Source organism: Gottfriedia sp. NPDC058432 (assembly GCF_042721555.1).
Lineage (GTDB): Bacteria > Bacillota > Bacilli > Bacillales > Bacillaceae_G > Gottfriedia.
In genome coordinates, this window is record NZ_JBHXLC010000007.1 from 146,677 (window position 1) to 159,848 (window position 13,172).

The following is a 13,172-nucleotide window of genomic DNA, read 5'->3' on the forward strand; positions in this document are numbered from 1 at the left end:
TAATTGATCTTTATAGTCATAGTTTACGACATAAAATCGAAGAACTTCCGAATTATCCTAAATCTATTAAAACGATTAAGGGAAAAGGCTATCGGTTTGAATCGCTTCTTAATTGAATAGAGTAAAATTAAAAAGCTAGGTTAATTCTTTTAAAGGATTCATTTTAGCTTTTTTATTTTTATAAGGCAGAGGCTTGGATAGAGAAATGCACTTTTATTGTTTTTAATAAAAAAATAGACAAATTTTTTTATTAAAAATTAAATAAAAATTTTTTTTTTGTACTAACCCTATTAAACAAAATGCTAGGGGAAAAACGTACAAATTGTATACAATTTTTATAACTAAACAACAAAAATAACCAATCTGTTTATTTACCATATATTGGTAATATTAAAATTTCGATATAACAAAAAGATGCATAAGAAATACTCTTTTAAAATTTTTGTATCTCAAGTTGAGGTAAAAAGTCAGAGAAGTAGGAATTTTGTTGTCTTTTGTTTTATCGAAAAAAGGAGGAAATATAAGTAATTGGATACAGTATTTACATATGAAACATTGGTAAATGAAAAAGCTAGGTGAATCCAAATTAGGATGTTCACCTAGCTTTTTATTTTATAATTGCAGTAAACCAAAGTTGTAAGATCTTACTCAGAGTGATGTAACATATACGTATAAGCTGTGTCGTAAAGGTGCTCTAAATCAGCATCCGTCATGAAAACTAAGTCCTCAGTTGATAATCCTTTTGTTAATTCCAAAAATTGAACCATGTTTTTACGCTCTTCTCTACTCATCATTAACAACACTCCCTTTGATTTAAATGATTGATTAATTTGTTTCCAATCTGTTTTAATACAGTATATTTATTTATTAGTTATTATATAACAGTAAAACCAAAATGTGCTAGTGATTTTTACTAAAAAGGTAAAAAAACATTTCTACCATTTCATTAATTATTATTCAATTTACAACATATAAATTATTCTAATATAATATCTAATGTTACAATTTTCGTTAATGAATGTAACATAACTAGACCAGTTTGTAAGGGTTTCCATAAAGTGGGTAAATAATCCGACAAAATACCTTGTTTTATGGGAAATTTAACCAAACTTCCCTATTTCTTGATTAATTTTTACTTAACTTTTCGTTAAGTAATTGTTATACTAGGCACTGTTGAATCTGAGTGTATATTTTAATAGAATAATAAACGTATAGAATTTAAGGAGGAAGCGATGGAAGAGACGATTAGTTTACAGGAATTATTCGGCGTTATTAAGAAACGTCTTATCATGATAATTTGTATTACAGTTGTAGCCACAGTGGTTACAGGAGTTATTAGTTTTTTATTTTTAACCCCGATTTATCAATCTTCAACACAATTATTAGTTAATCAAAAAGAAACAAAAGATTCTTCGATTTATCAGAATAACCAAGTGCAAACAAATGTTCAATTGATCAATACATACAATGTCGTTATTAAGAGTCCAGCTATTTTAGACGAAGTTATTAATCAATTAAATTTAGATTATACAGCTGCAGAACTGACAAATAATATCACAGTTGTAAGTGAAAAAGATTCACAAGTATTTACGGTTTCTGTACAAGATCCTGATCCAAGGCAAGCTCAAGCGATTGTGAATACAATTGCAAGTGTATTTCAGGCAAAAATTAAAACAATTATGAGTGTAAATAATGTAACTGTTCTAGCTAAAGCGGATTTAAGTGAAAATCCGATTAAACCAAATAAGAAATTAAATGTTGTGATTGGATTTGCAGTTGGGTTAATGATTTCAGTTGGTATTGCATTCTTACTTGAGTTTTTAGATAACACAGTTAAGACTGAAAAACAGCTTGAAGAATTATTGGAGTTACCGATACTAGGTGTTATTTCTGAAGTAACAAAGGGAAAGATCACTCCGAAAATAAATTTAAAATTGGGAAAGGGTGCGTAAAATGGTTAAAAAGACGACTAAAGAAAAATTAAAAAGATTTCTTATTACATTAACAAACCCTAAATCACCATTTGCAGAGCAATATCGAACAGTTCGTACGAACATTCAATTTTCTTCGATTGATAAAAAAATAAAATCAATTTTAGTGACATCTTCTGAACCTTCAGAAGGTAAAACAACGACAATTGCCAATCTTGCTATTACGTATGCTCAGCAAGAAAAGAAAGTACTTTTAGTAGATGCTGACTTACGTAAACCTCAATTGCATTCTGATTTTAAATTAGAGAATTTTAAAGGTTTAACAACTGCTATTGCACAAGAAAAGTCCTTTAAGGACGTTATACAAAAAACTGATATTAGCAATCTATCAATTCTAACTTCGGGTCCTATTCCACCAAATCCATCTGAACTATTATCTTCAGAGAAAATGAAGAAATTGATTGCACAAATGCATGAACAATATGATGTGATTCTTTTTGATGCTCCTCCATTGTTAGCAGTTACTGATGCTCAAATCATTTCACAAGTATGTGATGGTACGATTTTAGTTGTCCGTAGAGGATACACGGCAAAAGAAAAAATTAAAAAAGCAAAAGAGCTATTAACACTAGTAAACGCAAATATCCTAGGTGTTGTATTAAATCGAGCAGAACAGGATAAAGACGGTTATTACGATTATTATGGTAGCGAAAAATGATTGATCTTCACTGTCATATTTTACCTGGCCTAGATGACGGTCCAATAACAATGGAAGATAGTATTAATATGGCTCGAGCAGCTGTGGACAATGGGATTCATACAATTGTTGCATCACCTCATCATCAGAACGGACGTTACAATACAGACAGAAAAGTGATCTTAGAAAAAGTAGAAGAGTTAAATAAAGTATTAAAGGAAAAAGCTATACCTTTAACGATTTTACCAGGGCAAGAGGTAAGACTTTATGGAGAATTGATTCAAGACTTTGAACTTAATCGAATTGTTTCAATTAATGATGGAAGGCGCTATTTACTATGCGAACTTCCGTCAGCCCATATACCGCGTTTTACTAATAAGTTGTTTTATGAGATACAAGCAAATCGAATTATACCGATTCTTGTACATCCTGAACGCAATAAAGTTCTTATAAACGAACCAGACATTCTTTTTGAATTTGTCCAAAAAGGAATATTAACTCAACTAACTGCTTCATCCATAACAGGTAAATTCGGTAAAAAAATACAAAAGTTTGCTTTTAAATGTATTGAGGCAAATTGGGTACATATTATTGCGTCAGATGCACATAACACGAAAAATCGGAATTTTGAGTTAATTGATGCATACGAAATCATCCGAGAAAAATTTGGAATAGAAACCGAGTTCCAAATGAGAGAAAATGCACAATCAATTGTGAATGGTGACATTCTTTATCCAGAAGAACCTCTTAAATTAAAACAAAATATTTTTAGTCGTTTACTAGGAATCTAATAAATGAAAGGTGATATCTCCTTACCGTTATCAATGGGGGTACTCGGCTATATTGTGGTAGATGATTAAATTGATTAGTTTTCCGTTTATCTTAGTGCACAAATAGACCCCATAAAATAACTCAAACTAAAGGGCTATGTGTATTCGAGAAAAGGAATAACAAATTTGAAATGAATCTGCTTAGACGCTTGTCGTCAGAGGTATAGTGTGAGGAGGGGTTAGATGCCCTAAATTATATTTAAATTAAAAGAATATAGAGTTTCTTCTTGTGTATTTATTCACATGAATATAGAAGTGGAAACTTTATTAATTTGGGGAAAGAAAGCAATGGAGGTTAGAAAATGAAGAAAGTAAGAAAAGCAATCATACCAGCTGCGGGATTAGGAACACGCTTTTTACCTGCAACAAAAGCAATGCCGAAAGAAATGCTACCAATCGTAGACAAACCAACAATTCAATACATTGTTGAAGAAGCAATTGAATCAGGCATTGAAGATATCATTATCGTAACAGGTAAAGGAAAACGCGCAATTGAAGATCATTTTGATTATTCATATGAGCTAGAACAAAATTTATTAGAAAAAGAAAAATATGCATTATTAGAACAGGTTAAAGCTCCATCTAATATCGACATTCATTACATAAGACAAAAAGAACCTAAAGGATTAGGTCATGCAGTATGGTGTGCGCGTAATTTTATCGGCAACGAACCATTTGCAGTATTACTTGGTGATGATATTGTAGAAGCTAAAACACCAGGATTAAAGCAGCTAATGGACGAATATGACAATACATATTCTTCAGTAATTGGTGTTCAAACAGTACCAGAAGAAGAAACGCATCGATATGGCATTGTAGAACCGATTATGCAAGAGGGTAGAAGATACGAAGTAAAAAACTTTGTTGAAAAGCCAGCACCAGGTACAGCACCTTCTAATTTAGCAATCATGGGTCGTTACGTATTTACACCTGAAATTTTTATGTATTTAGAAGAACAAAATATCGGTGCAGGTGGCGAAATTCAGTTGACAGATGCTATTCAAAAATTAAATTCAATTCAACGTGTATTTGCTTATGACTTTGAAGGAAAGCGTCATGACGTTGGTGAGAAATTAGGTTTTATTAAAACGACGATTGATTTCGCATTGAAGCATGAGGATTTAAGGGATGATTTATTGAAGTATTTACATGACATGTTAACAGTAAATATTAAATAAGGATGGATGATCAGATTGAAGGCAATGAGATTTGAACAATCAGAATATGCTTCTCAACCACTCTTATCGAAAGAAATAGTTGAAAAAAGAAGAATCTATTTAATAACAAAGCGGTTAATTGATTTAATCGGAGCAGTTTTTGGTCTTCTATTATTATTACCAGTCTTTATAGTAGTAGCAATTTTTATTAAATTAGAAGATCCGAAAGGTCCGGTTTTCTTTTATCAAACTAGAGTCGGTAAAAATGGAAAAGAATTTAAAATGTATAAGTTTCGTTCAATGGTAACGGATGCAGAAGAACGGTTAAAGGAACTTGTAAAATACAATGAAGTTTCGGGTGCAATGTTTAAAATGAAAGATGATCCTAGGATTACTAACATTGGCAAATTTATTCGAAAAACATCGATTGACGAGTTACCGCAATTCATAAATGTTTTATTAGGTGATATGTCACTTGTTGGTCCAAGACCACCACTTCCCCGAGAAGTTGATGAATATACAGATTATGATAAACAGAGATTACTAGTGACTCCCGGCTGTACTGGATTGTGGCAAGTAAGTGCTCGTAACAGTGTAGGTTTTGATGAAATGGTTCAACTAGATATAACTTACATAAATAATCAATCTATTATTTATGACATTAAGATTATCTTAAAAACGATTGGTGTATTATTCGGTTCAAACAACGCGTTTTAATGAGGAGAGAGAAAATTGAAGAAGGATTCGAAAATATATGTAGCTGGCCATCGTGGTTTAGTAGGCTCAGCTATTTTGCGTAAATTACAAGAAGAAGGTTATACAAACTTAGTTTTTCGTACTAGTAAAGAACTAGATTTGCGTGATTTTAAAGAAGTTGAAGATTTTTTTGCTGAAGAAAAGGTAGAATATGTATTTCTTGCTGCTGCTAAAGTTGGAGGGATTGTTGCAAACAATGAATATCCAGCGGATTTTATACGTGACAATATATTAATTCAAACTAGCGTCATTGATGCTGCTTATAAAAATAATGTGCAAAAACTTTTATTCTTGGGAAGTACATGTATATACCCAAAAATGGCACCTCAGCCATTGAAGGAAGAATACTTATTAACAGGTGAGTTGGAACCAACGAATGATGCCTATGCAGTTGCAAAAATTGCAGGGATTAAAATGTGCGAATCATATAACCGTCAATATGGTACAAAGTATATTTCTGCAATGCCAACAAATATGTACGGTCCTAATGATAACTTTGATTTACATACATCACATGTATTACCAGCGTTATTACGCAAATTCCATGAAGCAAAAGAAAACAATGATCAAACTGTAACTGTATGGGGAACAGGTACACCTTTACGTGAATTCTTATACTCAGATGATTTAGCAGATGCTTGTATTTTCTTAATGAACAATTATGAAGGAAATGAAATTGTAAACGTTGGGGTAGGGAAAGATATATCAATTGGTGAACTAGCAGTGAAAATTAAAAATGTAGTGGGCTTTGAAGGTGAAATCGTATTTGATACAACAAAACCCGATGGTACGCCACGTAAACTAGTAGATACAACAAAAATTAATTCTTTAGGTTGGACGGCAAACACCCCTTTAGTTGAAGGATTAGTGAAGGCATACGAAGCATTTTTAGCACAATATCAACTAACGAAGTAATTAGACAAGGAGAACAGAGAAATGACAATGAAGAAAAAAGCTTTAGTAACTGGCGTAACAGGACAAGATGGGTCTTACTTAGCAGAATTTTTATTAGAAAAAGGGTATGAAGTACACGGTATAATTCGTCGAAGTTCTTCTTATAACCAAGAGCGTTTAGAAGATTTATTTAATGATGAAAAATATTCGTTTATGGCTCATGAGAATTTTAACTTACATTACGGTGACGTAACAGATACATCAAATGTAATCCGTTTAATTAGCGAAATTCGTCCTGATGAAATTTATAATTTAGCTGCACAATCACATGTTCGTGTTTCTTTTGATGTACCAGAATACACTGCAGACGTTGACGCTGTTGGTACACTTCGTATATTAGAAGCAGTTCGTATGTTAGGTTTAACTGAAACTACTAGAATTTACCAAGCTTCTACTTCAGAATTATACGGAAAGGTACAGGAAGTTCCACAAAAGGAAACAACACCGTTTTATCCGCGTTCTCCATATGGAGTAGCTAAAATTTATGGTTTCTGGATTACTAAAAACTATCGTGAATCTTACAATATGTTTGCAGTTAACGGGATCTTATTCAATCATGAATCAGAACGTCGTGGTGAAACATTTGTAACTCGTAAAATTTCACTTGCAGCTGCGCGTATCGCTCAAGGTAAACAAGAAAAATTAATGTTAGGTAATTTAGATTCTTTACGTGACTGGGGTTATGCAAAAGACTATGTAGAATGTATGTGGTTAATTCTTCAACATGACAAACCTGAAGATTTCGTAATTGCAACTGGTGAAATGCATACAGTACGTGAGTTTGCTACATTAGCATTTAAGCATGCTGGTATTGAAGTTGAGTGGCAAGGTGAAGGAATTAATGAAAAAGGTATCAACAAATCAACTGGCGATGTAATTGTTGAAGTTGATCCAAAATTCTTCCGTCCAGCTGAGGTTGAACAATTATTAGGTGACCCTACAAAGGCAAGAACATTATTAGAATGGAATCCGACTAAAACTTCTTTTGAACAGTTAGTTGAGATTATGGTTACTCATGACATGAAGAAGGTTGAGAAGGAAGAACGAGTTAAGAGGATGTTTGATTAAGTATGAGTAAGGAAATGAGAATAGGATATATTTCAATGGGAGATTCATATGATACAAATACATGGTCAGGGACAACATATTATTTTGCTGAAAATTTAGAAAAACTTGTGCAATTGGAACGAATTTCAATTTGTGATGATAACGTAACCAAGTTAATAAATAAATATTATTCCTTGAAGAGTAAAATAACTAAAAAACGTTATATCGGTGGGAGAAGTAAACTTGCGTGTAAATACTACTCATTAAAAGCTAAGAAGTCTATCTCTAAAATTGGTAATTTAGATGCGATAATTTCTGTAGGTACATTACCTATTGTATATCTAGATATAGATATACCAATTATTAATTATACTGATGCTACTTTTAACCAAATGGTAGACTATTATAGTGAATTTTCAAACCTCTCATATCAAACTATCAATGATAGTAATAAGTTAGAGAGAAAAGCACTAGAAAAAAGTAGTTTATTGTTTTATTGCTCCACTTGGGCAAAGGAATCTGCCGTTAATGATTATAATATAGCACCTAATAAAGTTTTTTCTATTCCATTTGGCTTAAACATGAGTAATATCCCCCATAAAGATGAAGTATCTAATGAGATAGAAAAGAAACTTAAAATTAGTAAATGTAATTTGGTGTTTGTAGGAAAGGATTATAAGCGAAAGGGCGGAGAAATTGCTTATAGTACTGTACGTTATTTAAACGAAAAATTAAATATTGATGCTCACTTAACGATTATAGGATCTAGCCCAAAAATTAATGATACTAGAGTTTCAATTATTCCATATATTGATAAGAATATTGAAGAGCAACAGAAACTGTATCAGAATATCTTAAACGAGTCTCATTTTCTTATTCTCCCAACAAAGGCAGATTGTTTCTCGATGGTTGGGATCGAAGCTAACGCTAATGGTATACCGGTAGTGACTACAAATACTGGCGGACTTCCATCGTTAATAGAAGAAGGAATCAATGGATTTCAATTAGACGTTGAGGAGGATTCAAAAGCATACTCATTAAAGATTTATGAAAATTTTATTGATAAAGAAAAATATAGAAAACTATGTATAAATAGTAGAAATCATTATGAACAAAAAACTAATTGGCTTAATACTTGTTCTTATATAGTGAATAAGATTAGTGAAAAGGTGATTTTAAAGAATAAAAAATAACTGTACGAATGATTACTATTAAATTTTTTATTTCCTTTAATTAAAAAATTTTAATAGGTGTTACTGTACATGAAAATTTCTTGTATCCCATTTCTATCATTAAATTTTTATTCTTTAATATTATTAAGTTAGTATCTTATAGTGAAATGAGAATTAATATAGAAAAGAGGAAAATAAGTGCAGAAAATTAAACAAGAGTTCAAGAGAATATTGTTTAATTATAGAAATAGAGAAAAGAAAGCTATTATACATCCAAATGTAATATTTAATAATAAAACAATATTACATGGAAATAATGTAATTTATCATAACACTCAAATAAATGATAGTGTTATTGGGTATGGTACCTATATTTCAAAAAATTGCAGGTTACCCAATTCTATAATTGGAAATTTTTGTTGTATTGGATCAGATGTTAAAATCGTGTTCGGGCAACATCCAATTAAAAAGTATGTTAGTATGCATCCCGCGTTCTATTCAACAAAACGTCAAGCAGGTTTTACTTATGTAAGTAATGATAAGTTTGAAGAGCATAAATACGTAAACAAAGAATCAAAAAAATCTATAAGTATCGGAAATGATGTATGGATTGGACAGAATGTTTTAATAATGGAAGGCGTACAGATAGCTGATGGCTCAGTGATTGGATCTGGTGCAATAGTAACTAAAGATACTGAACCTTTTAGTATAAATTTAGGAATACCTGCACAAATAAGGGGATATCGCTTTAGTGAAGAGCAGCGACAATTTCTATCTACTATTAAATGGTGGGAAAATTGCGAGAGTTGGTTAATTGAGAATAATAAATATTTTGAGGATGTAGAATTATTTTATGCTAAATTCGGTGATTGCTAAAGTCAAAAAAACAAATAAAGAATCCCTATCTACTGTTGTAAAAAAAAATGCCTTTTATTCATTATTACTTAAGGTACTTTCTGTATTATTAAGTTTTTGGAGTATAAGAGTAGCTTTTGAATTTACGGGTTCTCAACAAATTTATGGGTTGTGGTTAACTATATTATCTGTAATTAGCTGGTTAGGATTATTAAATGGTGGTCTTGGGAACGGGTTAAGAAATAAACTTTCTCGTGCAATTGCAACTAATAATATAGAGAATGCAAAAATATATGTTTCTACAAGTTATGTAATTATTTCAGTAATTGCTACTACGTGCTGTTTAATATTTACTATTGCTACCCTATTTATTGATTGGAGACATATTTTTAATGCAAATTATGTTTCAAAAGAAGAATTTTTATTGTTGTTTTTAATTGTGGTTGTTTCTTATTTACTTCAGCTTATTTTAATGACTTTAAATGCTATATGTTTTGCTTATAATCAATCTTCTTTACCTTCGTTATTCACTTTAGTTTCTAATTTTCTATATGTTATTTGTTTATATGTTTTAAAGTTATTTAATTTTAAAGGGATACTTATATTAGGTTTTGTTTACAGTGTGACCATTTTGGTTGTTCTAATATTGGCTAACTTATATTTATTTTCCAGTAAATATCAACAAATTAAGCCAGAGTTTAAGTATTTCAATAAATTGTATATAAATGAGCTTATGGGGAATGGAATAAAGTTTTTCTTACTCGAAATATCTGCAGTAATTATTTTTACAACAGATACTATGGTAATTACTAATGTTGTAGGTAGTAAAGAAGTTGCTGTATATCAATTAGTTATGAAATTATTTAGTGTATTTACTATTATTGCAAGTACAGTAATGGTCCCTTTGTGGTCTGCCTATACACATGCATATAGTAAAGGGGATGTAATTTGGATACGAAAAACTATGAACAAAATATTACTAATGCTAATACCATTTGTAATAGGAGTAATTATATTCTCATTTTTTGTCAATCCGATACTTAGGATATGGATTGGAAATGGGATTATAGCATCCAATTTGCTCATTTTTGTAATAGCTATTTATATAATTATTAATGTCTGGAGTAATATTTTTGCATACTTGTTAAATGGTATTAATAAAGTTAATGGGCAATTAATAGCTGTAGGTATTGGGGCAATATTAAATATTCCCTTTTCAATATATTTTGCTAAAGACCTTGGATTTGGAACAGTTGGAGTAGTTTTAGGTACTATTTTATGTTTAGCTCCCTTTGCATTAGTTGGACCAATTATAAGCTTTAAAAAAATGAAGGAACTAGAATCATATAATTCAAGTATTAAACATCAAAATTCTGTTTAATCAAATAAAACTGCATATGAGATCAACGATTGAAATATTTTCATAGGAATTCACGTAGATATTTTTTGTGAAGACTCGAATATAGAAAAACTATAATAGTGAGAATTATATAACTGAGGGGACACAACTTTCTAATGAGTAATAAACTAGTATTTCCAATTAGTATATTGGTAGGTATAGGAGCAGCAATTTTAAGTATTAATTTTAATTTATTGATTTTTTTTATTGGATTAATTTTTTTAGTATTAATATTTATAAAAAAGGAGTTTTTTTTTATTGGATTAATTTTATCGGTGGACAATATATTATATTTAGTATCCAATGATCTAGGCGAAAAAATTAATCTGTTTTTTTCATTTTCAGTATTATTTTTAATAATATCTTATTTAATTAGAGCTAATTCTCATAAATTAAACACTAGTTTAATGAATTTTAAGTTTCCAATTATCCTATTTATTTTATTGGTTATGGTTGAACCACTTAATAGCTATTATCTTTATGATCAACCTATATTATTAGGCATAAAAGCCACTAAATGGTATTTAGTTGTACTAACTTATATATTGGTAAGTTATTTATTAGTTAATAATCTCATATCTAAAAGGAAAATTGAAAATATAATAATTTATATAGGTTTTATTGCTGCATGCGTTTATATAACTCAATTTGTAATGTACGATAAAATTCAGTTTTTAAATGTTAACTTTTTAGAAAGATTTGGTGAGGTTCGTTTTTATCAGGGTGTAAATATTGTAATTCTCAGCTTATTTATGAGTTTCAACCGTTTAATTACTGGGAAAAATGTTAGTTTAATAATGATATTAATATGTATAACAAATTTGTTTTACATAATTATTGTAGCTAATTCTAGAACTCTAACCATTCCAATTATGGTTGCAATAATGTTTATATTTATTATACAAAGAAAGTTTAATAGATATATTGTTTTTTGTTTAGCAGTAATATCGTTTTTTTATTTTTTTATTCTGAATGAAAACAATTTATTGAAGAGTATCTTTACTTTACTTGTTGAAGATATTTCCAACAAAAGTGGTACTTTTGACGTAAGATTACATGAAATTGAGTTTTATCTTACAGAAGTTTTTAAAAGTCCAATATTAGGAAGAGGATTACTAATTGAATCTCATTATCCGTCTTATATTGCTTTAGGTAAGCAGATGGAATATTTTTTATCGGATGTAGGAATAATTGGGTTCTTTTTTAAGTTTGGATTAGTAGGGTTAATGATTATTTTTAGTTTAATTGTTCTTATGATAAAAAATATTAAGTATTTAAGGAAAAATCATATTAGTAAATTTGATTTTATAGGATATTTCATTTACTTATTAATTTCTATATGGTTTGTTCCTTTATTTGATAATACTGGTTCATTATTATGTTTAGCTTTTGTATTATCTTTAATAGATTACGAAGTGCTACAAATTAAGTTAAGGAGTACAAAATGATTAATGAAGCATTGAATATCGAAAATAGCGAAAAAGTAATTATTTTAATTCCAATATACAATGGCGTAAATGAAACAATTAGATGTTTAAATTCTGTATTTAAATCTACTTATACCAACGTAGATGTAGTAATAATAGACGATGGCTCAACTGATAACTCCCAAGAAATAATTCACCAAAGATTTAAAATGGTTAAATTTATTGAAGGGGATGGAAATCTTTGGTGGTCAGGAGGAATGAATGAGGGAATTAGGTATGTATTAGAAAACTATAATAAGGATGACATAGTTATTCTATTAAATAATGATAATATCATTAAACCAGATATGATAGAAAATTTAATGAAATCGGTAAAAAAACATCCTAATAGTGTAATTTGTTCTAAGGTTTTTATTGATGGTGTTGACAATCAAATATTGTTTGCAGGTGGATATGCAAGTATTGGAAGAGCGGGATTATATATAAAAGGGTATTACGAAATGGATAATGATGCATTTAACAAAGTAGCTGAGGTTAATTGGTGTGGTGGAATGGGAGTGGCAATTCCAATTAATATTATAAAAAATGTAGGTCTTTTTGATAATAAAAATTTTCCTCAGTATTTTGGAGATGCTGATTATATGTATAGAGTCAGAAAAAAAGGTTATAAAATAATTTATGATCCATCGTGTGTTTGTTGGAATAATAGGGAACAGACAGGGTTTAGTATTGCCGATAATAAAGTTTCAATAGAAATAATAAAAAAAATATTGTTTAATATAAAATCCAATTATGATTTAAATAAGAATTATAAATTTTATATTAAATATTTTGGTGTAATTAAAGGATTTTCAATGTTATTCATGAAATATTCAATTTTATCATTAAGTCTTCTAAAGAAGTCAATTTATTCTATTATAAGATGAATCATTTGATTTAATTTAACA

General features: G+C 29.6%; 14 protein-coding genes. 13 read left to right on the forward strand and 1 reads right to left on the reverse strand.

The genetic code is table 11. The annotated features are described in order from the left end of the window. Positions 1-2: 2 nt before the first annotated feature. Positions 3-116: a hypothetical protein gene (locus ACFWM3_RS09455; RefSeq protein ID WP_390311220.1), complete on the forward strand. Its 114-nt coding sequence runs from the start codon at positions 3-5 to the stop codon at positions 114-116. A gap of 528 nt (positions 117-644) precedes the next feature. Here the strand turns inward: ACFWM3_RS09455 and ACFWM3_RS09460 are convergent. Beyond that, positions 645-794: a BH0509 family protein gene (locus tag ACFWM3_RS09460; protein WP_172795377.1), complete on the reverse strand. Its 150-nt coding sequence runs from the start codon at positions 792-794 to the stop codon at positions 645-647. Between the two features lie 438 nt (positions 795-1,232). On the opposite strand from ACFWM3_RS09460, the gene ACFWM3_RS09465 reads away from it, so the two are divergent. The 12 genes from ACFWM3_RS09465 to ACFWM3_RS09520 all read left to right on the forward strand — a co-directional run bounded on the left by ACFWM3_RS09465 (position 1,233) and on the right by ACFWM3_RS09520 (position 13,151). Next, positions 1,233-1,952 (forward strand): YveK family protein, encoded by a 720-nt coding sequence (locus ACFWM3_RS09465; RefSeq protein ID WP_390311180.1) that lies wholly within the window; start codon positions 1,233-1,235, stop codon positions 1,950-1,952. A 1-nt stretch (position 1,953) separates the two neighbouring features. Continuing rightward, a complete protein-coding gene (locus tag ACFWM3_RS09470) occupies positions 1,954-2,649 on the forward strand; it encodes a CpsD/CapB family tyrosine-protein kinase (protein WP_390311181.1) in 696 nt (231 codons plus the stop codon). Then, entirely contained in the window at positions 2,646-3,419 is a 774-nt protein-coding gene (locus ACFWM3_RS09475) for a tyrosine-protein phosphatase (RefSeq protein ID WP_390311182.1), read from the forward strand. Before ACFWM3_RS09470 ends, ACFWM3_RS09475 begins: the two co-directional genes overlap by 4 nt. 341 nt (positions 3,420-3,760) lie before the next feature. Beyond that, positions 3,761-4,636: a UTP--glucose-1-phosphate uridylyltransferase GalU gene (galU, locus tag ACFWM3_RS09480; RefSeq protein WP_390311183.1), complete on the forward strand. Its 876-nt coding sequence runs from the start codon at positions 3,761-3,763 to the stop codon at positions 4,634-4,636. A gap of 24 nt (positions 4,637-4,660) precedes the next feature. Beyond that, the gene (locus ACFWM3_RS09485) at positions 4,661-5,332 is read left to right on the forward strand and encodes a sugar transferase (RefSeq protein WP_390311221.1); all 672 of its coding nucleotides are present in this window, start codon (positions 4,661-4,663) and stop codon (positions 5,330-5,332) included. Between the two features lie 15 nt (positions 5,333-5,347). Next, positions 5,348-6,286, forward strand: coding sequence for a GDP-L-fucose synthase (gene fcl / locus ACFWM3_RS09490; RefSeq protein ID WP_390311184.1), 939 nt, complete (start codon positions 5,348-5,350; stop codon positions 6,284-6,286). A gap of 27 nt (positions 6,287-6,313) precedes the next feature. Then, entirely contained in the window at positions 6,314-7,393 is a 1,080-nt protein-coding gene (gene gmd / locus ACFWM3_RS09495) for a GDP-mannose 4,6-dehydratase (RefSeq protein WP_390311222.1), read from the forward strand. Positions 7,394-7,395: 2 nt separating this feature from the next. Next, positions 7,396-8,565 carry a glycosyltransferase family 4 protein gene (locus tag ACFWM3_RS09500; RefSeq protein WP_390311185.1) on the forward strand — a complete coding sequence of 390 codons (1,170 nt, stop codon included), beginning with the start codon at positions 7,396-7,398 and terminating at the stop codon, positions 8,563-8,565. Between the two features lie 177 nt (positions 8,566-8,742). Continuing rightward, positions 8,743-9,420, forward strand: coding sequence for a CatB-related O-acetyltransferase (locus tag ACFWM3_RS09505; RefSeq protein WP_390311186.1), 678 nt, complete (start codon positions 8,743-8,745; stop codon positions 9,418-9,420). After that, a complete protein-coding gene (locus ACFWM3_RS09510; RefSeq protein WP_390311187.1) occupies positions 9,398-10,780 on the forward strand; it encodes an oligosaccharide flippase family protein in 1,383 nt (460 codons plus the stop codon). Before ACFWM3_RS09505 ends, ACFWM3_RS09510 begins: the two co-directional genes overlap by 23 nt. Before the next feature lie 134 nt (positions 10,781-10,914). After that, positions 10,915-12,246 carry an O-antigen ligase family protein gene (locus tag ACFWM3_RS09515; RefSeq protein WP_390311188.1) on the forward strand — a complete coding sequence of 444 codons (1,332 nt, stop codon included), beginning with the start codon at positions 10,915-10,917 and terminating at the stop codon, positions 12,244-12,246. Then, on the forward strand, positions 12,243-13,151 hold the full coding sequence (locus tag ACFWM3_RS09520) for a glycosyltransferase family 2 protein (protein WP_390311189.1): 909 nt from the start codon (positions 12,243-12,245) through the stop codon (positions 13,149-13,151). Before ACFWM3_RS09515 ends, ACFWM3_RS09520 begins: the two co-directional genes overlap by 4 nt. Positions 13,152-13,172: the final 21 nt, after the last annotated feature.